The 20,794-nt window shown below is 60.5% G+C and carries 26 protein-coding genes and 2 other annotated features; of the genes, 18 read left to right on the plus strand and 8 right to left on the minus strand.

The annotated features are described in order from the left end of the window. Positions 1–6: 6 nt before the first annotated feature. The gene (gene ilvB / locus H6B51_RS03830) at positions 7–1,716 is read right to left on the minus strand and encodes a biosynthetic-type acetolactate synthase large subunit (protein WP_204882420.1); all 1,710 of its coding nucleotides are present in this window, start codon (positions 1,714–1,716) and stop codon (positions 7–9) included. A gap of 54 nt (positions 1,717–1,770) precedes the next feature. Beyond that, positions 1,771–1,990 (minus strand) — a binding site (T-box leader). Positions 1,991–2,095: 105 nt separating this feature from the next. Between ilvB and H6B51_RS18035 the strand changes: the two genes are divergently transcribed. From H6B51_RS18035 to H6B51_RS03860, 7 genes are all read left to right on the plus strand, one after another. After that, entirely contained in the window at positions 2,096–2,224 is a 129-nt protein-coding gene (locus H6B51_RS18035) for a hypothetical protein (RefSeq protein ID WP_275967499.1), read from the plus strand. 113 nt (positions 2,225–2,337) lie between these two features. After that, on the plus strand, positions 2,338–3,684 hold the full coding sequence (rsxC, locus tag H6B51_RS03835; RefSeq protein WP_204882421.1) for an electron transport complex subunit RsxC: 1,347 nt from the start codon (positions 2,338–2,340) through the stop codon (positions 3,682–3,684). Next, positions 3,681–4,736 carry an RnfABCDGE type electron transport complex subunit D gene (locus H6B51_RS03840; RefSeq protein ID WP_204882422.1) on the plus strand — a complete coding sequence of 352 codons (1,056 nt, stop codon included), beginning with the start codon at positions 3,681–3,683 and terminating at the stop codon, positions 4,734–4,736. The genes rsxC and H6B51_RS03840 overlap by 4 nt, the downstream gene beginning before the upstream one ends. Positions 4,737–4,739: 3 nt before the next feature. Beyond that, entirely contained in the window at positions 4,740–5,294 is a 555-nt protein-coding gene (locus H6B51_RS03845; protein ID WP_204882423.1) for an RnfABCDGE type electron transport complex subunit G, read from the plus strand. Positions 5,295–5,308: 14 nt separating this feature from the next. Next, entirely contained in the window at positions 5,309–5,953 is a 645-nt protein-coding gene (gene rsxE / locus H6B51_RS03850) for an electron transport complex subunit RsxE (RefSeq protein WP_204882424.1), read from the plus strand. Then, positions 5,953–6,543, plus strand: coding sequence for an electron transport complex subunit RsxA (gene rsxA / locus H6B51_RS03855; RefSeq protein WP_204882425.1), 591 nt, complete (start codon positions 5,953–5,955; stop codon positions 6,541–6,543). The genes rsxE and rsxA overlap by 1 nt, the downstream gene beginning before the upstream one ends. 15 nt (positions 6,544–6,558) lie before the next feature. After that, complete coding sequence (locus tag H6B51_RS03860; protein WP_204882426.1) at positions 6,559–7,437, plus strand: RnfABCDGE type electron transport complex subunit B; 879 nt, start codon at positions 6,559–6,561, stop codon at positions 7,435–7,437. 60 nt (positions 7,438–7,497) lie between these two features. Here H6B51_RS03860 and H6B51_RS03865 read toward each other — a convergent pair whose 3' ends face one another. From H6B51_RS03865 to H6B51_RS03875, 3 genes are all read right to left on the minus strand, one after another. Then, positions 7,498–7,668: a DUF1540 domain-containing protein gene (locus H6B51_RS03865; protein ID WP_204882427.1), complete on the minus strand. Its 171-nt coding sequence runs from the start codon at positions 7,666–7,668 to the stop codon at positions 7,498–7,500. A 77-nt stretch (positions 7,669–7,745) separates the two neighbouring features. Then, positions 7,746–8,579, minus strand: coding sequence for a DUF2238 domain-containing protein (locus tag H6B51_RS03870; protein ID WP_204882428.1), 834 nt, complete (start codon positions 8,577–8,579; stop codon positions 7,746–7,748). Next, positions 8,576–9,106 (minus strand): gamma carbonic anhydrase family protein, encoded by a 531-nt coding sequence (locus tag H6B51_RS03875; RefSeq protein ID WP_204882429.1) that lies wholly within the window; start codon positions 9,104–9,106, stop codon positions 8,576–8,578. The genes H6B51_RS03870 and H6B51_RS03875 overlap by 4 nt, the downstream gene beginning before the upstream one ends. A gap of 125 nt (positions 9,107–9,231) precedes the next feature. On the opposite strand from H6B51_RS03875, the gene H6B51_RS03880 reads away from it, so the two are divergent. Beyond that, on the plus strand, positions 9,232–9,444 hold the full coding sequence (locus H6B51_RS03880; RefSeq protein WP_204882430.1) for a hypothetical protein: 213 nt from the start codon (positions 9,232–9,234) through the stop codon (positions 9,442–9,444). 46 nt (positions 9,445–9,490) lie between these two features. Here H6B51_RS03880 and H6B51_RS03885 read toward each other — a convergent pair whose 3' ends face one another. Further along, positions 9,491–10,033, minus strand: coding sequence for a putative ABC transporter permease (locus H6B51_RS03885; RefSeq protein ID WP_204882431.1), 543 nt, complete (start codon positions 10,031–10,033; stop codon positions 9,491–9,493). A gap of 206 nt (positions 10,034–10,239) precedes the next feature. On the opposite strand from H6B51_RS03885, the gene pyrB reads away from it, so the two are divergent. The 6 genes from pyrB to H6B51_RS03915 all read left to right on the plus strand — a co-directional run bounded on the left by pyrB (position 10,240) and on the right by H6B51_RS03915 (position 16,828). Then, entirely contained in the window at positions 10,240–11,298 is a 1,059-nt protein-coding gene (pyrB, locus tag H6B51_RS03890) for an aspartate carbamoyltransferase (protein ID WP_204882432.1), read from the plus strand. Between the two features lie 76 nt (positions 11,299–11,374). Continuing rightward, positions 11,375–11,588, plus strand: a binding site (T-box leader). Positions 11,589–11,637: 49 nt separating this feature from the next. Further along, positions 11,638–14,283, plus strand: a complete 2,646-nt coding sequence (locus H6B51_RS03895; RefSeq protein ID WP_207753832.1) for a valine--tRNA ligase — start codon at positions 11,638–11,640, stop codon at positions 14,281–14,283. Positions 14,284–14,447: 164 nt separating this feature from the next. Continuing rightward, complete coding sequence (locus tag H6B51_RS03900) at positions 14,448–15,263, plus strand: hypothetical protein (protein ID WP_204882433.1); 816 nt, start codon at positions 14,448–14,450, stop codon at positions 15,261–15,263. 93 nt (positions 15,264–15,356) lie between these two features. Beyond that, positions 15,357–15,662 carry an STAS domain-containing protein gene (locus H6B51_RS03905; protein ID WP_204882434.1) on the plus strand — a complete coding sequence of 102 codons (306 nt, stop codon included), beginning with the start codon at positions 15,357–15,359 and terminating at the stop codon, positions 15,660–15,662. A 15-nt stretch (positions 15,663–15,677) separates the two neighbouring features. Further along, complete coding sequence (gene spoIIAB / locus H6B51_RS03910; RefSeq protein WP_204882435.1) at positions 15,678–16,118, plus strand: anti-sigma F factor; 441 nt, start codon at positions 15,678–15,680, stop codon at positions 16,116–16,118. Continuing rightward, on the plus strand, positions 16,118–16,828 hold the full coding sequence (locus H6B51_RS03915) for a sigma-70 family RNA polymerase sigma factor (RefSeq protein WP_204882436.1): 711 nt from the start codon (positions 16,118–16,120) through the stop codon (positions 16,826–16,828). The genes spoIIAB and H6B51_RS03915 overlap by 1 nt, the downstream gene beginning before the upstream one ends. Before the next feature lie 81 nt (positions 16,829–16,909). Here H6B51_RS03915 and H6B51_RS03920 read toward each other — a convergent pair whose 3' ends face one another. Then, positions 16,910–17,188: a hypothetical protein gene (locus H6B51_RS03920; RefSeq protein ID WP_204882437.1), complete on the minus strand. Its 279-nt coding sequence runs from the start codon at positions 17,186–17,188 to the stop codon at positions 16,910–16,912. 119 nt (positions 17,189–17,307) lie between these two features. On the opposite strand from H6B51_RS03920, the gene H6B51_RS03925 reads away from it, so the two are divergent. From H6B51_RS03925 to H6B51_RS03940, 4 genes are all read left to right on the plus strand, one after another. Further along, positions 17,308–17,511: a helix-turn-helix domain-containing protein gene (locus tag H6B51_RS03925; protein ID WP_204882438.1), complete on the plus strand. Its 204-nt coding sequence runs from the start codon at positions 17,308–17,310 to the stop codon at positions 17,509–17,511. A gap of 58 nt (positions 17,512–17,569) precedes the next feature. After that, the gene (locus H6B51_RS03930) at positions 17,570–18,538 is read left to right on the plus strand and encodes a glycosyltransferase family 2 protein (protein WP_204882439.1); all 969 of its coding nucleotides are present in this window, start codon (positions 17,570–17,572) and stop codon (positions 18,536–18,538) included. Continuing rightward, positions 18,519–18,935 (plus strand): GtrA family protein, encoded by a 417-nt coding sequence (locus H6B51_RS03935; RefSeq protein ID WP_204882440.1) that lies wholly within the window; start codon positions 18,519–18,521, stop codon positions 18,933–18,935. Before H6B51_RS03930 ends, H6B51_RS03935 begins: the two co-directional genes overlap by 20 nt. A gap of 98 nt (positions 18,936–19,033) precedes the next feature. After that, a complete protein-coding gene (locus H6B51_RS03940; RefSeq protein WP_204882441.1) occupies positions 19,034–19,384 on the plus strand; it encodes a serine proteinase in 351 nt (116 codons plus the stop codon). Positions 19,385–19,519: 135 nt separating this feature from the next. Here H6B51_RS03940 and H6B51_RS03945 read toward each other — a convergent pair whose 3' ends face one another. Beyond that, positions 19,520–20,437, minus strand: a complete 918-nt coding sequence (locus H6B51_RS03945; protein WP_204882442.1) for a C40 family peptidase — start codon at positions 20,435–20,437, stop codon at positions 19,520–19,522. 36 nt (positions 20,438–20,473) lie between these two features. Beyond that, positions 20,474–20,764: a hypothetical protein gene (locus H6B51_RS03950; RefSeq protein ID WP_204882443.1), complete on the minus strand. Its 291-nt coding sequence runs from the start codon at positions 20,762–20,764 to the stop codon at positions 20,474–20,476. Positions 20,765–20,794 lie beyond the last annotated feature (30 nt).

The raw sequence follows: 20,794 nt of genomic DNA on the forward strand, positions 1-20,794 counted from the left end.
CCCTCCTCAGTCCAGAATAAAGTCAGTGACCGGCGTACCGGCGGAGATCATGGGATGGACCATGGCGTCCTTGTCGATGGCGCACTCGATCACGTAAGGACGGCCGGCGGCCACGGCCCGGCGGAAGGCGGCCTCAAACTCCTGCTGGTTGGCGGCCCGCTCCCCCTGGATGCCGTAGGCCTCCGCCAGCTTGACGAAGTCGGGGCCCCGGTCCAGGTCGGTCTGGGAGAACCGCTTGTTGTAGATCAGATTCTGCCACTGACGCACCATGCCCAGGGTACGGTTGTTGAAGATCACCGTGATGACCGGGATGTTGTAGTGCTCAGCGGTGCACAGCTCGTGGCAGTTCATGCGGAAGCAGCCGTCGCCGGTACACTGGACCACCACCTTGCCAGGATTGCCCATGGCGGCTCCCATGGCGGCTCCCAGGCCGAAGCCCATGGTGCCGAAGCCGCCGGAGGTGATGAGCTGGCCGGGGCGGGAGAAGTGGTAGTACTGGGCGCACCACATCTGGTGCTGGCCCACATCGGTGGTGATGATGGCGTCCCCGTCGGTAACCTCCTGGATGGTCTCCAGGATCTCGTGGGGGTGGAGGATCTCGTCCTTCTTCAGGGGGACCTCCTTGTGGGAGAACACCCATTCCTTCCACTCCGGGTAGTCGTGGGCGGGCAGCTTGGCGTTGAGCAGCTCCAGCACCCGGCGGGCGTCGCCGATGATGTGGTGATCGGTGACCACGTTCTTGTCGATCTCCGCCCGGTCGATGTCGATATGTACGATCTTGGCGTTGGGGGCGAAGGTGGCGGGATCGGTGGCCACCCGGTCGGAGAACCGGCAGCCCACGGCGATGAGCAGGTCGCACTGGTCGCTGGCGTGGTTGGAGGCGTGGGAGCCGTGCATGCCGATCATGCCGGTAAACAGGGGATGGTTGCCGGGGCAGGCGCCGCCGCCCATGATGGTGGAGGCCACCGGGGCGTTGAGGGTCTCAATGAACTTGCGGAACTGGGGCACCGCGCCCTTGGAGCGGATGACGCCGCCGCCCACCAGTACCAGGGGCTTCTGAGCCTCCTCGATCATGTCCAGCAGGGTCTGGATGTCCCCGGCGTCGGGCTCGGGGGCCTTCAGCTCATGGCTGGCCCGGCGGAGCATGGCGGCCAGACGGCCGTGGTTGGGGTGTTCGGCCAGGGGGAGGGGCTCATAGTCGGCCTCGGCGGCAGTGACATTCTTGGCGATATCCACCAGCACGGGGCCGGGGCGGCCGGTGCGGGCGATGGCAAAGGCCTCCCGCAGCACGTCGGCCAGGGTGTTGGGGTCTTTTACCAGATAGTTGCACTTGGTGATGGGCATGGAGATGCCGGTAATATCCACCTCCTGGAAGGAATCCTTGCCGATGAGGTTCTCACTGACGTTGCAGGTGATAAATACAACGGGGGAGGAGTCGTAGTAGGCGGTGGCAATGCCGGTGGTCAGGTTGGTTGCGCCGGGGCCGGAGGTGGCAAAGCACACACCCACCTTGCCGGTGGAGCGGGCGTAGCCGTCGGCGGCGTGGGAGGCCCCCTGCTCATGGGCGGTGAGGATATGGCGGATCTTGTCCTTGTAGCCATGGAGCTCAAATTCGTCGTATACGTTCAGAATGGTGCCGCCGGGGTAGCCGAATACGGTGTCCACACCCTGCTCCAGCAGACATTCCATCAGGATCTGAGCGGTTTTCATTCTCATAGGTCTGTACCTCCTTTGGTAGAATAGGGAAAAACAAAACATGGCGGTTTCGTCCCATAGGACGAAGCCGCCATGATGCTCCGTGGTACCACCTAATTTCGCGGGGAGACCCCGCGCACTCTCTCCCCGATAACGTGGGGCGAACGGCCCTGCTTACCGAGCTCGGCAGGGCGGCTCCCGGGTGACCTTCCGGAGCGGCCTCCCGGGAGCTTACACCAGCCGCTCCCTCTCTGCGCGTTCGCGCCGTCCGTACTGTCCCGATCATCGCCTTTGGGCTATGAAAGATTAGTCAATATGATAGCCGCCCCGGGGAGATTTGTCAATCCGAGTTTTGCAACTTCTGCATTTTAACCAATTAAAGCAGGAAAGAACCGAGGGTATGCAATGGGAAGTGAACAAAAATAAACTAAAAAGTTTAGAAAATGAGTGGACTGAGGGAATATGTGCCCAAATCAGCGCAAGTTCAGAAAAACTTGCGGGTTTACTTGAAAAACAAAAGGAAATTTGATGGTTTTAACTGGACATTCACACCAATATGCTGTATGATAATTCTGTTTGAGATACCGGTCAAACAACTCAAAACAGTACCCCGTGTGTGGGTCAGATTTGCGAGGTGGACCTATGAAGCAAAGCTTTTACGGCGGCGTGCACCCCCATGACCGGAAGGAATTGGCACGCCACAAGGAGACGGCGCCTCTCAGCGTCGCTCCAAAGCAGGTGGTCATCGCTATGGCAATGCATATCGGTGCCCCCTGCAAACCCATTGTCGCCGTGGGAGACCATGTGAAGGTGGGCCAGAAGATCGGCGAGGTGGCCGGTCTGGGCGCCCCCATCCACGCCTCCGTGTCCGGTGAGGTCAAGGCCATTGAGCCCCGGCCTTACGTGGGCGGCGGCAAATGCATGTCGGTGGTGATCGAGAACGACTTCCAGGATACCTGGGGCTCCGAGCTTACTCCTCATCCCGACTATACCAAGCTGAGCACCGACGAGTTGGTCAACATCATCAAGGAGGGCGGCCTCACCGGTATGGGTGGCGCTGGCTTCCCCACCCATGTGAAGATCAGCTCGGGCATCGGCAAGGTGGATACCGTCATCCTTAATGGTGCCGAGTGTGAGCCCTACATCACCGCCGACCACCGGCTCATGCTGGAGAACGGCGAGAAGGTCATCGCCGGCCTGCGGATCCTCATGCAGTGCTTTGGCCTTAAGACCGGCGTCATCGGCGTGGAGGCCAACAAGCCCGACGCCATCGAGCACCTGCGCAACCTGGTGGGTGGCAGAGGAGACATCACTGTGGAGTCCCTGCGGACCCGGTACCCCCAGGGCGCTGAGAAGCAGCTCATCCAGCGTATCACCGGCCGTGAGGTGCCCCCCGGAGGCCTGCCTGCCCATGTGGGCTGCGCCGTGTTCAACGTAGGCACCGCCGCCGCCGTGTATGACGCCGTAGTGGAGGGCAAGCCTGTCACCCACCGGGTACTTACCGTCACCGGCGACGCCATCCAGGAGCCCAAGAACCTGCGGGTGCCTCTGGGCGTGTCCTTCCAGCACCTGATCGATGAGGCCAAGGGCTTCAAAGAGGCCCCCGAGCGCATCCTCACCGGCGGCCCCATGATGGGCATCGCCCAGTACAACCTGGACGTCACCTGCATCAAGGGCACCAACGCCGTGCTCTGCCTCACCAAGCGTGAGGCCGCTCCCGTGGTAGAGGAAGAGGTGTGCCTGCGCTGCGGCCGGTGCGTCAACGTGTGTCCCATGCACCTGACCCCCGTGTACATGCACCTGTACGCCGAAAAGGGCATGTGGAAAGAGGCGGAAGCCCTCAACGTGCTGGACTGCATTGAGTGCGGCTCCTGCAACTACATCTGCCCCGCCCGCATCCATCTGGTCCAGTCTTTCCGGGTGACCAAGGGTGAACTGCGGAACCTGGCGGCCAAGGAAAAAGCGGCAAAGGAGGCGGCCAAAGCATGAATGAGGAAAAGAAGCTGAATCTGACGGTGGCCTCGTCCCCCCACGTGGCCTCTCCCATCGATACCCAGAACCTGATGAGGGATGTGCTCATCGCCCTGGTGCCCGCCCTGGTCATGGGCGTGGTGTTCTTCGGGCCCCGGGCCCTGGTGGCCACCCTGATCTCCGTGGTGGCCTGCGAGTTCTTCGAGTGGGGCTACCGCAAGCTGATGAAAAAGTCCATGTCCAACAAGGACCTGTCCGCCGCCGTCACCGGCGTGCTGCTGGCCTTCGTGTGCGCGCCCACCCTGCCCTACTGGATGCTCATCATCGGCGATTTCTTCGCCATCGTGGTGGTCAAGCAGCTCTTTGGCGGCCTGGGCCAGAACTTTATGAACCCCGCCCTGGGCGGCCGGGCCTTCCTGATGCTGTGCTATCCCGTGGCCATGACCACCTGGATCGTTCCCGGAATCGGCACCGACAAGTGGGCCGGCCTGCTCTCCGGGTCCGTCACCCTCACCGGCGCCGACATCGTCACCGGCGCCACCCCCCTGTCTGCCGACTTCATGCATGGCGGCCTGCTGCCTGAGGCCTCCCTGCTGGACGCCTTTGTGGGCAATGTGGGCGGCTGTATCGGCGAGGTGTCCGCCCTCATGCTGCTGCTGGGCGGCCTGTACCTGATCTGGCGGGGGGTGATCCGGGCCCGCATCCCTGTGGCTTACATCGCCACTGTGGCGGTGCTCACCTTTATCTTCCCCATGGGCGGCAATGACCGGCTGACCTGGATGGCCTATCAGCTGTGCACCGGCGGTCTGATGCTGGGTGCCTTCTTCATGGCCACCGACTATGTGACCAGCCCCGTCACCAAGAAGGGCGAAATTATCTTCGGCATCGGCTGCGGCCTGCTGACCGTGTTCATCCGCTACTTCGGCGGCTATCCCGAGGGCGTCTCCTACTCCATCCTGATCATGAACTGCTGCGTGTGGCTCATTGACAAGGTGGGCAAGCCCAACCGCTATGGCGTCACCAAGGAAATGAAGGCCGCCGCCAAGGCCAAGGCCGGAAAGGAGGGCTAAGCCATGAGTGAAACTGCTGTGAAGAAAGAGACTGGCATGGCCACTCTGGTCATCGTGCTCTTTGCCATCTGTGCGGTCACCGCCCTGCTGCTGGGTCTGACCAACTATGTGACCAAGCCCTTTATTGAAGAGAACGCCCGGCTGAAGCAGGAGAAGGCCATGTCCGATGTGCTTCCTGCCGACAGCTATACTGAGGTCACCGACCAGTACACCGGCGGCGACGCTAGCGTGCTGAACATTTACAGTGCCGGCGACGCCGGCTACGTGGTGCAGGTGAAGCCCGCCACCTCTTTCAGCGGTAACTTCACTGTGATGGTAGGTGTGGACGCCTCCGGTGCCTGCACCGGCACCTCCATCGTCAGCACCGGCGAGACCTCCGGCCTGGGTTCCAACGCCAGTAAGCCCGCCTTTGCCGATCAGTTCATCGGTAAGACCGGTACTGTGGCTGTGACCAAGGACGGCGGCGAGATCAACGCCATCACCGGCGCTACCATCACCTCCCGCGGCGTGTGCGAGGCGGTCACCTCCGCCATTGCCGCCGCGGCCAGCATGGGCTAAGGAGGGTACGAGTAATGAATGTGAAAAAGCAATTTATGGACGGTATGTTCTATCAGAACCCCGTTACCGTTCAGCTGCTGGGCATGTGCTCCACCATGGCCATCACCACCACTCTGTTCAACGGTCTGGGTATGGGCGTGTCCGTGCTGGTGATCCTGACCCTGGCCAACATCATCATCGCCGCGCTGCGGAAAATCATTCCCAACAACATCCGGATCGCCTGCTTTATCGTGGTCATCGCCGGCTTTGTTACCATTGTTGACCTTTGCCTTCAGGCTTTTCTGCCCGATCTGTCCGCCAGTCTGGGCCTGTTCATCCCCCTGATCGTGGTAAACTGTATCATCCTGGGCCGTGCTGAGTCCTTCGCCTATAAGAACGGTGTGGTGGCTTCGGCGGTGGACGGCGTGTTCCAGGGCCTGGGCTACACCGTGATCCTGGTGATCATGTGCGTCATCCGCGAGCTGTTGGGCAACGGCACCTTCGGCGGCGGTCTGCTCAACGGCGGCGAGGGCATCCGGATCATCCCCGAGGGGATTCCCGCCCTGGGTATGATCCTGCCGGTGGGCGGCTTTATTACCCTGGCCTGCCTCATCGCTGCCATGCAGTACATGCTCCGCCCCAAGGACAGCAAGAAAAAGACTGAGGAGGTGGCCAAGTAATGGATTGGGCACAACTGTTTACCGTGGCCCTGGGCGCCATCCTGGTCAATAACTTTATCGTGGCCCAGTTCCTGGGCATCTGCCCCTTCATGGGTGTGTCCAAGAAGGTGGAGACCGCCTCCGGTATGGGCCTTGCCGTTATCTTCGTTATGGGGCTGGCCTCCGCCATCTGCTGGCCCATCAACGAGTTCATCCTCATGAAGCTTGATTTGGGCTTCATGCAGACTGTGACCTACATCCTGGTCATTGCTGCTCTGGTACAGTTCATTGAGATGTTCCTGAAGAAGTCCATGCCCTCCCTGTATGAGGCCCTGGGCGTGTACCTGCCCCTGATCACCACTAACTGCGCAGTGCTGGGTGTGGTGCTCCAGAATACCCAGAACAGCTATGACTTCATCACCAGTGTGGTGTACGGCGTCACCGGCGGTATCGGCTTCCTGGTGGTCATCGTCATCTTTGCTTCCATCCGGGAGCGGATGGAGTTTTCCGAGTGCCCCAAGGCCTTTGAAGGCTTCCCCATCGCCCTGATGGCCGCCGGCCTGGTGGCCCTGGCTTTCCTGGGCTTCTCCGGCCTGAAGGTCTTTGGTTAAGGAGGGCGGAAAAGTATGGAAACTGTGATTTATGCTGTGGTCGTCCTGGCTGTGCTGGGCGCCATCTTCGGTCTGGTCCTGGCTGTGGCCGCCAAGGTGTTCGCTGTTGAGGTAGATCCCAAGGAAGAGGCTGTGTTGGCTTGTCTGCCCGGCGCCAACTGCGGTGGCTGTGGCTTTCCCGGCTGCTCGGGCTATGCTGCCGCTGTTGCCAAAGGAATCGCTCCTGTCAACGCCTGCGCTGCTGGCGGCGAGGCTGTGGCTGCCCAGATCGGCGAGATCATGGGCGTGTCCGCCGGCGCTTCTGTGAAGCAGATCGCCCAGGTGCACTGCACCGGCTGCGGTCAGAACTATAAGCAGTACAACTATGTGGGCCTCCACGATTGTGTGGCGGCCTCCAAGCTCCCCGGCGGCGGCGACCTGGGCTGCTCCTTCGGCTGCCTGGGCCTGGGCTCCTGTGAAAAGGCCTGCCCCTTCGACGCCATCCACGTCATCGACGGCGTGGCCAAGGTGGACGAGGAGAAGTGTAAGGCCTGCGGCAAGTGCGTGGACGCCTGCCCCCGGCACATCATCGCCCTGGAGCCCTACAAGACCCGCCGCCACGTCACCATCCCCTGTTCCTCCCACGACAAGGGTGTGGACGCCCGGAAGGTGTGCGACAACGGCTGTATCGGCTGCTCCCTGTGCGCCAAGAACTGCCCCAAGGAAGCCATCACCATGGTCAACAACCTGGCTGTTATCGACTACGAGAAGTGCATCGGCTGCGGTATTTGCGCCCAGAAGTGCCCCCGCAAGCTGATCACCGTGGACGGCAAGGTGCCCGAGGTGAAGCCGGCTGCCCCCAAGGCTGCGCCGGCCGCCCCCAAGGCGGAGGCTGCCGCTCAGCCCAAGGAATAAGTAAAAAAATTCCGCGTCCCATCGGGACGCGGAATTTTTTTGCCCTTACGGCCGGTTTGCTCAGTGGTTGCCCAGCTGGAAGGAGGCGCACTCGGTGGAGGCGCACTTGGTGGCGTTGGGCTCGCAGCAGCCCACCTTGATCTCGTTCAGGGTGCAGTAGTTCTGGCCCTGGCAGTGATGGGCGCAGTTGGACACGGAGCACTTGATGCTGTTGTTCGGGGTCTGGTTCATTGCGATTACCTCCTTGATTCCGTGGTACGCCCTTAGTATGGCCGTCCCGGGGAGGATTATACGCCGTTTTTAAAAAATCAGGCGGAAGGGTTGGTGGGATCCTCGTCCTCCAGTACTACGGTGGGGATAAACTGGGGGGCGAACTTGCCCTTGCCCCGGTTCTTTACATAGAAATAGCCAATGGTGGAAAAGACCACGGCGCCGATGAAATTGACCAGCAGGTCCTTCATGGTGTCGATGATGCCTATGTCCAGATAGCCCCCCAGGCCCAGGGACTGCTGGGCGCCGTCAGCGGTGACCACGATTACGTCGGTGATATTTTTGATGGACACCGGCACATTGCCTCCGGCGGGGTCCAGCATCACCGAACCGATGGAATGTACCACCGTGTCCTTCTGCATGTCCAGCAGGAAGGTCTGGTCCATGAAGAACTCAAAGAACTCCCACAGCACCCCAATGGTCATGGAAAAGCAGAAGGCCACGATGGACAAATAGACCGGCGTCAGACTGAATTTCAGCTTTTCATTCCGGTTAAGGATATCCAGCAGGGAAAAGCCGATGGCGGCGCAGAGGAAGCCGTTGAGCGTGTGGAGCATGGTGTCCCATCCGGGATACTGGATGTAGTAGGCTTGGATCTCCCCAAGGATCTCGGCGGCGAAAATAAACAGGAGAATGATGATCTCCAGCGTATCCGGAATGTCGATGCGAATCGATCGCTCGATAAAGGAGGGCAGGGTAAACAGGAACAGGGTAAGTACACAAAGGAACACATTTTCATAATTGCGATGGAGCACCTGGGCCACCAGGGACGCGATCACCAGGGCGCGGAGGGTGACGTAGACGATGGTAACGCCCGGCCTGGCCCTGACCTGGTCCCTCAACCTGGGACGCTCGGGATGTGTATGCTTCATAGGCCGCTCTCCTGTTCACCGGCGGGCGGCAGCAAAGAAGCAGACAGCGTCTGATAGGTTTGCGCCGAGCCCAGATGCCCCTTCAGCTCTTCCTGACTCAGGGACCGCTTTACTTTGGCGGGGGAGCCTACCACCAGACTGCCGGGTGGGACGATGGTGTTTTGAGTCACCAGAGCTCCGGCGGCCACCAGGCTGCCCGCCCCGATGACACAGCCGTTAAGCAGGATGGCGCCCATACCGATGAGAGAGCCGTCCTCCACCGTGCAGCCGTGGAGAATAGCCCCATGGCCCACCGTCACATGGTCACCCACTACGGTGGGGCAGCCGTCGTCGCAGTGGACCACGCAGTTATCCTGGAGGTTGGAGCCTACCCCTACCCGGATGGAGCACTCGTCGCCCCGGAGGACCGCTCCGTACCAGATGCTGGACTGGGCCCCTATTTCTACATCTCCCACCACCACGGCGCTATGGGCCACCCGGGCCTGGGAATGGATGCTGGGGTATTTCCCCTCAAAGGTCTGGATCATGGAATCGATGTCCTCCCTGTTCAGATTACCGCTTGTGATACAGTGAGTTCATTATAGCTTTCACCCAGAAAAACTGCAAGTCAAATCTGGAGGGGGGCGCATAAGATAAAGGGGAGGTGGAAACCATGGAACTCAAACGCAATCAGATCACCGTGGGGGAGCTGCTGGACAATCCGGCCAGTCGGACCGTGCTGCAGCGCCGGTTCCCCATGCTGTTCAAGCACCCCATCCTGGGGGCGGCCCGCTCCATCACCCTGGAGCAGATTCTGTCCGTGGCCCAGGCCTACGTATCACAGAAGAAGATCGATGAGACCCTCAACGAGCTGAAACGGGCGTAAATGATCCCCCGCTCCAACGAAGCTTGGGGCGGGGGATCGCCTTTTTTTAGGCGGTACTGTGGCGGGACAGCCGGAGATACCACCGCAGGGAGCTGGTATCCCTGGTCCGGCGGAGAAGCATGGCGGTCAGAAGGGTATCCACCAGCAGGAATGTCGCCGCCGGCGGCGTCAGCCAGGCGGGGATGCGCGGCGCCAGCCAGGCTACCCAGGGATGAAGCAGCCAGTAGATCGCCACAGCGAGAGCACCCCAGTACAGGGCAAAGCGCAGGCACACGTGCCGGCCCAGGTGCATGGGCAGATGGGAGTAGTCCCAGAAGGTCACAAGAAAGACCTTCTCATAGAAGCAGCCGGTGAGCCATTCCACCCCGGTACACAGCAGCACCGCGGCGGGAAAGAGCAGGAGAGGATTCCCGCGCACCGCTTCCGGCAGCGCCAGCAGGCCCAGGGCCCCCAGACCGTACACCGGACAGATGGGAAGCAGCAGGCTGCACTTCCGGTCCTGCTTGGGCTCCCCGGTGGAGCGTGCATAGGCCACCTCCAGCAAAAAGCCCAGAAAACTGTAGATGAGAAAATACCAAAACCAAACCACACTCCGCCCTCCTTTGCGCATTCTAGTGTGGTCCCGGCGGGGCGGAATATGTGCGGCAATCTTCGCTGGAACCGGCAATTCCGTCCGGGACCGTTCCTCGTCAAAGGGGTCTGGGAAAAAGGATGGAAATTTGTCAATTCCGCTCTTGAAGAAGGAGGGGCAAATATGATACGATAGAAAAAATTCAAAAGGGGAAATGAAGCGTCATGCGGCATTTGATCGACTTTGGAGACCTGAGCAGAGCGGAGTGGGAATCCCTGTACCAGCGGTGCAGCGATATCATGGACCACCCCGCTGATTTTATGGATGCCTGCAAAGGCCGGGTTATGGCCAGCTTGTTCTATGAACCCTCCACCAGGACCAACTTTTCCTTCCAGACGGCCATGCTGCGGGTAGGAGGTACGGTGTTCGGTTTTGCCGATCCCAAGTCCACCTCCACCGCCAAGGGCGAGACTCTGAAGGACACCATCAAAATGGTTTCCGGCTATGCCGACGTGGTGGTGATGCGTAACCCCAAGGAGGGGGCAGCCAAGGCCGCCTCCCTCTATTCAGACGTGCCCGTCATCAACGCCGGCGACGGCGGCCACATGCACCCCACCCAGACCACCGCCGACCTGACCACCATCACCCGCCTGCGGGGGGGCGTGGACGGTCTGTCGGTGGGCCTGTGCGGCGATTTGAAGAACGGCCGCACTGTCCACTCTCTCATCAAGGCACTGGCAAAGTTCAAGGGGGTCAAATTCTATCTCATCGCCCCCCGGGAGCTGGCGGTGCCCGAGTATATCCGGGCCTTTATGCGGGAGCATGATCTGTGGTTCGTGGAGGTCACCGGTCTGGAGACCGTCATGCCCCAGCTGGACGTGCTCTATATGACCCGCATCCAGCGGGAGCGCTTTGTGGACCCCCTGGAGTATGAGCGGTGCAAGGGCGTGTACGTCCTCACCCGCCGCAAGCTGGACCGGGCCAGGAAGGACCTGCTGGTGATGCACCCCCTGCCCCGGGTGGACGAGATCTCCATCGACGTGGACGACGATCCCCGGGCGGTGTACTTTGACCAGGCCCGGTACGGCATGTACGCCCGCATGGCGCTGCTCACCGACCTGGCCAACCAGGAGCGGGCCAAACCCGCCCCGGTGGAGATCGGCACCAAGCCCTTGTGCTCCAACCCCAACTGTATTACCCAAACCGAGCACTACCTGCCCCCCCTGGTGAAGCAGACCGGCGGGGTGGATTGTTGCGCCTACTGCGACAAGGAGCTGCGGTGAGCGGAGGGGAGCGTCTGCGGTGAGCGGAGGGGAGCGTCCCCCTTGACAATTCCCCGAAAAATGCATATACTATCATCCAAAGACCAGGATGGGAAGGAGTACCCCCGCGAAAGGTACAGAGAGGAGCCGGTTGGTGCAAGGCTCCCCGGCGGCGTGGGGGAAGGTGGTCCCGGAGTCCCGTTTCCGAAGCCAGTAAGAAACGGCGGGTTCTCCCGTTACAGAGGCAATGAGTGTCCTCAGCTTTGAGGAAATTCAGGTGGTACCGCGGACTTGATCGGTTCGCCCTGAGCTACAGCTTGGGGCGGACCGTTTGTTTTGCCCCGAAAAGGAGTGTTACAGATGAAAAAAGAGCTTCCGAAGGTTTACGAACCCCAGGAGGTGGAGGGCCGCATCTACGAGATGTGGGAGAAGAACGGCTGCTTTAAGGGCCATCGTGACCCGGACAAAAAGCCCTTCACCATCGTTATGCCGCCCCCCAACGTCACCGGCCAGCTCCATATGGGCCACGCCATGGACTCCACCCTCCAGGACATCCTGATCCGCTTCAAGCGGATGCAGGGCTACGCCGCCCTGTGGGTCCCCGGCACCGACCATGCCGGCATCGCCACCCAGATCAAGGTGGAGGAGGAGCTGCGCAAGAACGAGGGCCTGACCCGCTACGACCTGGGCCGGGAGAAGTTTTTGGAGCGGGTGTGGGACTGGAAGAACAAGTACGGTAACCGCATCGTGGAGCAGCAGAAGAAGCTGGGCGCTTCCTGCGACTGGAGCCGCTCCCGGTTCACCATGGATGAGGGCCTGTCCAAGGCCGTTCGCCACGTATTTGTCTCCCTGTACAAGAAGGGCCTTATTTACAAGGGCTCCCGCATCATCAACTGGTGCCCCAACTGCGTCACCGCCCTGTCCGACGCCGAGGTGGAGTACCAGGACAAGCCGGGCAACTTCTGGCACATCCGCTACCCCATCCAGGGTGAGGAGGGCCGGTACGTCATCGTGGCCACCACCCGGCCCGAGACCATGCTGGGCGACACCGGCGTGGCCGTCAACCCCAACGACGACCGATACAAGGATATCGTGGGCAAGAAGTGCATCCTGCCCCTGGTGGGCCGGGAGATGCCCATCGTGGCCGATGAGTACGTGGACATGGAGTTCGGCACCGGCTGCGTGAAGATGACTCCCGCCCACGACCCCAACGACTTCGAGGTGGGTCTGCGTCAGAACCTGGAGACCATCCGGGTGCTGGACGACAACGGTAAGGTGGTGGAGGGGTACGGCAAGTACTCCGGCATGGACCGCTACGAGGCCCGGAAGGCCATCGTGGCCGATCTGGAGGAGGGGGGCTACCTGGTGAAGGTGGAGCCCCACCAGCACAACGTGGGCACCTGCTACCGCTGCCACAACGACGTGGAGCCCTTGATCTCCGCCCAGTGGTTCGTGAAGATGAAGCCCCTGGCCCAGGAGGCTCTGCGGGTGGTGAACGAGGGGGAGGTCAAGTTCGTCCCCGACCGGTTCTCCAAGACCTACACCAACTGGATGGAAAACGTCCACGACTGGTGTATTTCCCGCCAGCTGTGGTGGGGCCACCAGATCCCCGCCTGGACCTGCCAGGAGTGCGGCCACATCACCGTGTCTGAGGACGATCCCACCGAGTGCGAGCACTGCCACTCCAAGAACATCAAGCAGGAGGAGGACGTGCTGGACACCTGGTTCTCCTCTGCCCTGTGGCCCTTCTCCACTCTGGGCTGGCCCGAGGAGACCGAGGATTATAAGTATTTCTATCCCACCGACGTGCTGGTCACCGGCTACGACATCATCTTCTTCTGGGTGGCCCGGATGATCTTCTCCGGTTGCGAACACACCAAGAAGCCCCCCTTCCACACCGTGTTCATCCACGGCCTGGTGCGGGACGACAAGGGCAGAAAGATGTCCAAGTCCCTGGGCAACGGCATCGACCCCCTGGAGATGGCCAACCAGTACGGCGCCGACGCCCTGCGCTTCAACCTGGTCACCGGCAACTCCCCCGGAAACGACATGCGCTTCTACACCGAGCGGTGCGAGGCCATGCGCAACTTCGCCAACAAGATCTGGAACGCCAGCCGCTTCCTGATGATGAATCTGACCATCGACAAGTGTGAGCTACCGGAGAAGCTGGAGCTGGAAGACAAGTGGATTTTGTCCAAGCTCAACAGCGTCATCCCCGAGATCACTGAGAACATGGATCGCTATGAGCTGGGCGTGGCCGCCCAGAAGGTGTACGACTTTATCTGGGACTCCTACTGCGACTGGTATATCGAATTGACCAAGACCCGCCTCCAGGGCGAGGACCAGGGGGCCAAGGAGCGGGCCCAGCAGGTGCTGTGCTATGTGCTCACCCAGACCCTCAAGCTGCTCCACCCCTTCATGCCTTATATCACCGAGGAGATCTGGCAGGCCCTGCCCCACGAAGGGGATTACCTGATGCTCCAGCAGTGGCCGGAGTTCCACCTCAACCTGGCGTTCCCGGAGGAGGAGAAGGCCATGGAGCTCATTATGGACGCCATCCGGGCGGTGCGTACCCGCCGGGCCGAGATGAACGTGCCTCCCTCTAAGAAGGCCCACCTCACCGTGGCCACCCTGGAGCGGGAGGTCTTTACCGCCGGCATCCCCTTCCTCAAGCGCCTGGCCTACGCCAGCGAGGTCACGGTGACCAATGTGGCCGAGGTGGATGCTGACAGCGAGAGAGCCAAGGGCATGGTCACCGTTATTACCCATGCCGCCAAGCTCTTTTTGCCTCTGGCCGAGTTGGTGGACCTGGACAAGGAGCGTGCCCGGGTCGCCAAGGAACTGGACAAGAACCGCAAGGAGCTGGACAAGCTGGAGACCAAGCTCCAGAACCCCGGCTTTGTGAACAAGGCGCCCGCCCACGTGGTGGAGGCTGAGCAGGACCGGGCGGAGAAGCTGCGGGCCCTCATTGCCAAGCTGGAGGAGTCCGCCGCGTCCCTGAGTTGATAAAAGAGTTGAAAACAAGAGAAACGCCGCCATCGAATGCGGATGGCGGCGTTTCTGTGTCCATATTGTCACTCTTTGTCACGCAACTGAGGTTGTGATTTTAAACTGATTGGGATAAAATAATGAAATCAATGATCCACACCCCGGGAAGGAGGCAAAACACCGTGAAAAAACTGCTGCCGCTGGCAGTCCTGCTGCTGGTACTGGTCGGGAGTCTCAGCGCCTGTGGAGGCCAGGACACGAAGCCTTCTCCGTCCCCGGAGCAGCCTGGGCAGGTGACCACGCCTCAGACCAGCCGGGAGCCGGAGACGACGCCCGCTCCCATCCCCGTCCATACCAACACCCCGGCGCAAAGCCCTGTTTCGGCCACCACCCCCCCGGTGGTGGAGCCTCTGGTCAGCCCCACGGAGGATCCCGATCTGGAGCCCACCACGGAACCCACTGCCGAGCCTACCGGCCAGCCCACCGCCGAGCCTGTGGTCACCGAGACCCCGGCGGTCCAGGGCCCGGACGACGAGACCGTGCTGGAGGCCTATCGCATGGCGGAGGAGGCCTATGCCTGGTTCCGCATCGCCCCTATGAGCTTTGACGCCACGGACAGCCGGGAGGTGAATGGCGTGACCTATTACCGGGTGGACCAGCCCGGCATGGACAGCACAGCCAGCCTTCGGGGCTATTTGAAGGGCCTGTTCTCCGACGACCTGGTGGAGAGTCTGCTGCCCTACGGTGGGACCCAGTATATTGATCTGGATGGAGCCCTCTATGTCCAGGATGGAGGTCGGGGCGCCAATATCTACCGGGGCGGTGAGTTTACCCAGGTGGTGCGGGGGGATGACCCTAACCGCCTGGTGGTGCGGGTCACCGTAGAAGTGGTGGACCCGGAGCAGGACGGGGCGGTTACCGGCTCCGAGACCTACGAATTCCCCTATGAAAAGGTGGGGGAACGGTGGATTTTTACCGATTTTTCCCTGGTCCGTTAAGGGTTCGACAGGATCGGCGGGACAACTGTGATACCATCGCGGTATACCAATATTTGGTATACCGCGATTTTTTATGCTTGGGAGGGACAGGCCATGGCAGTGACGTGCAGGGCGGAGGGCAGGCGCTTATACGCCGCCATTGAGGGAGAGGTGGACCACCACCGGGCCAGGGAGATCCTGGCCGAGCTGGACCGCCAGCTCCAGCTGGTGATGCCCACCCAGGTGACCCTGGATCTGAAAGGGGTTACTTTTATGGACAGCTCGGGGATCGCCGTCCTGCTGCGGGTCTACCGGCAGACCCTGGCCTGGGATGGCGCCCTGCGGGTGGTGGGTGTGCCGGAGCAGGCGGACAAGGTGCTGCGGGCCGCCGGCCTGGAGCGGCTGATCAACATTGAATGAGGGAGGACATACATAATGAAAGCGATCAATGAGGCGGTGGTGACCTTTCTCAGCCGGTCAGCCAACGAGGGCTTTGCCCGCACCACGGCGGCCTGCTTCGCCGCCCAGCTGGACCCCACCCTGGAGGAGATCAACGACATCAAGACAGCGGTGAGCGAGGGGGTCACCAATTGTATCGTCCACGCCTATCCGGACAGGCTTGGGCTGGTGACTATGCGGCTGCGGCTATTCGGGGACAACACCCTGGAGATCCAGATCAAGGACAAGGGGGTAGGCATCCCCGATGTGGAGCAGGCCCGCAGACCCATGTACACCACCGGAGGAGAGGAGCGCAGCGGTATGGGCTTTACCATTATGGAGAGCTTTATGGATCTGGTAAAGGTGCGCTCCACTCCCGGAAAGGGGACGGCGGTCACCCTCCGCCGGAAGATCTCCCGCCGGGTGGGCGGCGCCTGATGGGCGTGGCGGATACCCCCGACCTGCTGGCCGCCGCCCGGGCAGGGGACAACGAGGCCTGCGCCCGGCTCATTGAGGAAAACGGCGGGCTGATCTGGTCTATCGTCCGCCGGTACTTCGGCCGGGGTGTGGAGCCGGAGGACCTGTACCAGCTGGGTTGCCTGGGCTTTGTAAAGGCGGTACGGGGGTTCGATCCGGCCTTCGGTTGCCAGTTCTCCACCTATGCCGTGCCCAAGATCGCCGGAGAGATCCGGCGGTATCTCCGGGACGACGGGCCGGTGAAGGTGAGCCGGGGGCTGAAGGAGAGAGGGGCTCAGATCAAGTCGGCCCGGGAAAAGCTTACCGCCGCCCTGGGCCGGGAGCCCACCCTCACCGAGCTGTCGGCGGAAACCGGGCTGGAGCGGGAGGAGATCGCTGCCGCCGAGGAGGCGGGACTGCCGGTGGCTTCTCTCCAGATGGAGACCGGGGACGGCCTTACCCTGGAGAGCGCTCTGGGCAGCGACGGCATGGAGGAGGGTATCGTTGAGCGGGAGGCCCTCCGGGGAGCCATCGACAGCTTGCCCGACCGGGAGCGGCAGGTCATCCTGCTGCGGTACTACCGGAGTATGACCCAGGAGCAGACCGCCCGGGTGCTGGGGGTGAGCCAGGTCCAGATCTCTCGTATCGAGCGCCGGGCGGTGGACAAGCTTCGGCGCAAGCTGGAAGAGTAGGGGGCGGGCGACCATGAAGGCTGCCTTTACGATGGACGGTGGTGATGGCCGTAGGGACGGATGCCCACATCCGCACGTGGCTTATCCATCCGTTTCCCAAAATCGTTCCAGCCGCCCTAGCTCCAGGCCCAGCTGGAGGCCCAGGCAGAAGGCGGCGTCCTGCGCCAGGGCGCTGACGGCTCCGTGGCTGTCCAGCAGGTCCAGCGCCTGCTCCCGGGCCTCCGAGGGCTGATGGGCGCAAAATGACTGCCACAGGGCTTGGCTGTCCTGCCTGGCCTTCCGATAGGAGGGCAGACAGGACAGTTTTTCATGGAGCAGGCGGGATTGGAGCTGCTCCAGAAGGAAAAAGGGGACATCCATAGCGTTCACCTCACTACGGTTATAGCATATTGCAATATATGTGTCAACAAGAATTATTGCATAAAGCAATAATTTACACCTATTGCTGACAGCTATATAATACAAGCGAGGTGGAGCGATTGAAAGATTATAAAGAATTGATTCGGGAAAGACGACAGGAGAAAGGGATAAGCCAAAATCAACTGGCGAAGATGGTGGGGATCTCACAGCCCTATATGAATCAAATTGAGACTGGCGTGCGCAATCCCACCCTCCCCACGCTGATGAAAATCTGCGAGATTCTGGAGATCTCTTTGTTTGGACAGGAGGAAACCAATTCATAGCTTTTTACGTCTAAAGATAATAGGATAGACAATACTATAGACAAGGAAGATGTAAAAAATGGCAGACATACTCTATATCGTTGTGCCTTGCTACAACGAGGAGGAGGTCCTTCCTGAGACCTCCCGCCGGCTGCGGGAAAAGCTGGAGGGGCTGATGGCGGCGGGAAAGATCTCCAGGGAGAGCCGGGTGCTTTTTGTAAACGACGGCTCTAAAGACAAGACCTGGGAGATCATCTCCAAACTCCATCAGGAATGCTCCCTCTTTTCCGGAGCCGACCTGACCCGCAACCGGGGCCACCAGAACGCCCTGCTGGCCGGGCTTATGACCGCCAAGGACCGGTGTGACATGGCCATCTCCATGGATGCCGACCTCCAGGACGACATCGACGCGGTGGATGCCATGGTAGATCAGTACTACGCCGGGTGCGATATCGTTTACGGCGTGCGCTCCTCCCGGAAGAAGGATACCTTCTTCAAACGCTTTACTGCCGAGGGGTTTTACCGGCTGATGAACGCCATGGGGGCGGAGACCGTGTTCAACCACGCCGATTACCGGCTCATGTCCAAACGGGCCCTGGAGGGGCTGGCCCAGTTCAAGGAGGTCAACCTGTTCCTCCGGGGCATTGTACCCATGATCGGCTACCGCACCGGCACCGTGGAGTATGAGCGGGGCGAGCGGTTCGCCGGAGAGAGCAAGTACCCCCTGAAAAAAATGCTCTCCTTTGCCATGGAGGGCATCACCTCCCTGTCGGTAAAACCCATCCGGATGATCACCGGCCTGGGGTTTGTGGTGTTCCTGGTCAGTATTGCCATGCTCATTTACTCCATCGTCCGCTGGGCTATGGGGGAGACCATCCTGGGCTGGGCCAGCATGATCTGTTCGGTGTGGGCCATCGGCGGCCTGATCCTGCTCTCTCTGGGGGTCATCGGAGAGTACATCGGCAAGATCTACCTGGAGAGCAAGGCGCGGCCCCGCTTCCTGCTGCGGGAAGTACTGGAGGACAGAGATGGCCAAGCTGATCGATAATTCTATCCCTAAATTCCTGCTGGTGGGGGTGGGCAACACCCTGCTGTCCATGGTGCTCATGTTCCTGCTGGAGGGGCTGGGCTACTGGCCCTCTACCGCCATCGCCTATGTGGCCGGGGCGGTGATGAGCTTTTTCCTCAACCGGCACTTTACCTTCCACAGCGAGGAGACCTTTCTGCGCTCGGCGGTGAAGTTTGCCATCAATGTGGCAGTGTGCTATGTGGTGGCCTACGCTTTGGCCCAGCCCATTGCCGGCTGGGTGCTGGGCAGCACCGGCATGGACCCGGTATGGCAGGAGCGGCTCACCAAGCTGGGGGGCATGGCTCTGTACACCATTTTGAACTATTTTGGCCAGCGTTTTTTCGCCTTTCAGAAGGGAAACCGTGCCAACCCTTAAATTTGTGTGAACTTCGACGGCCTGCCCTTGCGTCCGCAGATATTTCAGGTTAAAATAAGGCCAGCATCTCAGGGGATACCCCCAAGGAGGAAGTTGCCATGGCATTTTTTGATGAGTGGAAAGACAAAGCCACCGATTTGGGCCGGGCCGGCATGGCCAAGTCCAAGCAGCTGATGGAGATCACCCGGCTGTCTCTGAGCAATTCCGGGGAGGAGGACGCCATCCGCAAGGCCTATCTGGAGATGGGCAAGCTGTACTACGCCGAGCGGGGCGGAGCTCCCGAGCCTGCCTATCAGGCTCTCTGCCAGCGGATCACCCAGGCCAAGGCCACCATTGAGGAAAACAAGGCCCGTATCGCTCAACTCAAGCAGGAAGGCGTCCTTTCTGACGATGACATCATCCAGTCTACCGCCAAAGTGGAGGATGCGGACGTCCCGCCAGAGGAATAATGGAACATAAAACGTATCGCCCCTGCCGGGTTTTCGGCGGGGGCGATACGTTTTCATTTTGAAATAAAAAGCTCCCCCGCTTGTATAAGCGGGGGAGCGGATCACATTCCTTTGATTTTACCTGCCAAGCAAAGATCACAGAATGCGGCGGGCGGTGAGGTACACGTTGGCGTAGTGGCCGCTGGTCAGCTGGCTGATCTGCACCTGATACTTATTGGTGGAAGCGTGGACAAACTGACCGTTGCCGATGTAGATGCCGCAGTGAGAGGCGGGGTAAGAAGTGTTATAGCGGAAGAACACGATATCGCCGGGCTGAAGATCGCTCTTGGAAACAGGAGTACCGTTCTGGAGCTGAGAGGAAGCGCCCCGGTTGAGTATGTAACCAAAGTGGCGATACACGTAATTGGTGAAGCCCGAGCAGTCGAAGCAGCTGGGGCCGTTGCCGCCGTACACATAGGGGGTACCCAGGAAGCTCAGCGCGTAATTCACGACCTGCTGTCCCATGCTGCTGGAGGTGGTGGTGCTGGTGGAAGTAGTCTCACCACGGGAACCGGCAGAACTCTTGCAGATGTCCATGTATTCGCTGCTGACGTAGCCGGTGACGCCGCCGGAGGTGGTGATTTTATACCAGCCGTTGCTGATACCCACGATGGACACCACAGTGCCGTCGCTGAGGGAGGTCACCTTGCTGTAACCGGTGCCAGGCCCGCTGCGCACGTTGAGGACGGTGTTGCCCACATCCACCTTGCCGTAACCAATGGTCACGTTGGCGGTAGCGGTGACGTTCAGGTAGCCGCCGGACATATAGCCCTCGATGGTGTTGTAGTTCACCTTGTACCAGCCATTGCCAGCGTTCTCCATGATCACCACGGTATCACCCTTGGAGGCAGTGGCCAGGATGGTGGAAGAGGTGCTGGCTTCGGCGCGGAGGCGGAGAGCGTCAGTGTTGACAGTGCCCACGCCCAGGCTGGCGGCGGAAGCGGCCACCACGCATACGGCGGAGAGAGCGACAGTCAGGAAGGCGGTGCGCAGAAGCTTGGCAGGTCTTATCATTGGTAGTTTTCCTCCATTCGTAGTCTTTGGTGTGAGTTACTTACCGGACAGGGCCCGGGTCAGCCAGACAGACGCCACGTCCATGGCAGCGTACAGGCTGTCCTTTTCAGTCTTTTTTACCACCCGGTCCCGGCTTTTGAGGTCGGGGTCGGTAAGCTGGAGCTGGACGGACACCCGAGTGGCCACATCCAGGTCCTGCTCCTTCTTTTGATCCAGGATCTGGAGCATGATGATATATTTCTCGGCCATGCTGCCGTAATAAATCAAACTGTCCTTACGGCGAAGAGGGTGGCCTTTATAAGTGAGAGGAATGGTTTTGGTTGCCATTTTGGCCTCCTTCATGGAATTGTAACTGCT

Origin of the sequence: Pseudoflavonifractor phocaeensis (genome assembly GCF_016901955.1) — a bacterium.
Taxonomy (GTDB): domain Bacteria; phylum Bacillota; class Clostridia; order Oscillospirales; family Oscillospiraceae; genus Flavonifractor; species Flavonifractor phocaeensis_A.

Excerpts from the sequence above, each read along its gene's own strand:
- rsxE (WP_204882424.1), top strand. The coding sequence starts at position 5,309 with ATGAATGTGAAAAAGCAATTTATGGACGGTATGTTCTATCAGAACCCC.
- H6B51_RS03930 (WP_204882439.1), top strand. The coding sequence starts at position 17,570 with ATGGCAGACATACTCTATATCGTTGTGCCTTGCTACAACGAGGAGGAG.
- H6B51_RS03845 (WP_204882423.1), top strand. The coding sequence starts at position 4,740 with ATGAGTGAAACTGCTGTGAAGAAAGAGACTGGCATGGCCACTCTGGTC.
- spoIIAB (WP_204882435.1), top strand. The coding sequence starts at position 15,678 with ATGAAAGCGATCAATGAGGCGGTGGTGACCTTTCTCAGCCGGTCAGCC.
- H6B51_RS03865 (WP_204882427.1), bottom strand. The coding sequence starts at position 7,668 with ATGAACCAGACCCCGAACAACAGCATCAAGTGCTCCGTGTCCAACTGC.
- H6B51_RS03935 (WP_204882440.1), top strand. The coding sequence starts at position 18,519 with ATGGCCAAGCTGATCGATAATTCTATCCCTAAATTCCTGCTGGTGGGG.
- H6B51_RS03870 (WP_204882428.1), bottom strand. The coding sequence starts at position 8,579 with ATGAAGCATACACATCCCGAGCGTCCCAGGTTGAGGGACCAGGTCAGG.
- H6B51_RS03860 (WP_204882426.1), top strand. The coding sequence starts at position 6,559 with ATGGAAACTGTGATTTATGCTGTGGTCGTCCTGGCTGTGCTGGGCGCC.
- H6B51_RS03945 (WP_204882442.1), bottom strand. The coding sequence starts at position 20,437 with ATGATAAGACCTGCCAAGCTTCTGCGCACCGCCTTCCTGACTGTCGCT.
- pyrB (WP_204882432.1), top strand. The coding sequence starts at position 10,240 with ATGCGGCATTTGATCGACTTTGGAGACCTGAGCAGAGCGGAGTGGGAA.
- H6B51_RS03920 (WP_204882437.1), bottom strand. The coding sequence starts at position 17,188 with ATGGATGTCCCCTTTTTCCTTCTGGAGCAGCTCCAATCCCGCCTGCTC.
- H6B51_RS03840 (WP_204882422.1), top strand. The coding sequence starts at position 3,681 with ATGAATGAGGAAAAGAAGCTGAATCTGACGGTGGCCTCGTCCCCCCAC.
- H6B51_RS03915 (WP_204882436.1), top strand. The coding sequence starts at position 16,118 with ATGGGCGTGGCGGATACCCCCGACCTGCTGGCCGCCGCCCGGGCAGGG.
- H6B51_RS03880 (WP_204882430.1), top strand. The coding sequence starts at position 9,232 with ATGGAACTCAAACGCAATCAGATCACCGTGGGGGAGCTGCTGGACAAT.
- H6B51_RS03950 (WP_204882443.1), bottom strand. The coding sequence starts at position 20,764 with ATGGCAACCAAAACCATTCCTCTCACTTATAAAGGCCACCCTCTTCGC.
- ilvB (WP_204882420.1), bottom strand. The coding sequence starts at position 1,716 with ATGAGAATGAAAACCGCTCAGATCCTGATGGAATGTCTGCTGGAGCAG.
- H6B51_RS03895 (WP_207753832.1), top strand. The coding sequence starts at position 11,638 with ATGAAAAAAGAGCTTCCGAAGGTTTACGAACCCCAGGAGGTGGAGGGC.
- rsxC (WP_204882421.1), top strand. The coding sequence starts at position 2,338 with ATGAAGCAAAGCTTTTACGGCGGCGTGCACCCCCATGACCGGAAGGAA.
- H6B51_RS03940 (WP_204882441.1), top strand. The coding sequence starts at position 19,034 with ATGGCATTTTTTGATGAGTGGAAAGACAAAGCCACCGATTTGGGCCGG.
- H6B51_RS03905 (WP_204882434.1), top strand. The coding sequence starts at position 15,357 with ATGGCAGTGACGTGCAGGGCGGAGGGCAGGCGCTTATACGCCGCCATT.
- H6B51_RS03875 (WP_204882429.1), bottom strand. The coding sequence starts at position 9,106 with ATGATCCAGACCTTTGAGGGGAAATACCCCAGCATCCATTCCCAGGCC.
- H6B51_RS18035 (WP_275967499.1), top strand. The coding sequence starts at position 2,096 with ATGCAATGGGAAGTGAACAAAAATAAACTAAAAAGTTTAGAAAATGAG.
- rsxA (WP_204882425.1), top strand. The coding sequence starts at position 5,953 with ATGGATTGGGCACAACTGTTTACCGTGGCCCTGGGCGCCATCCTGGTC.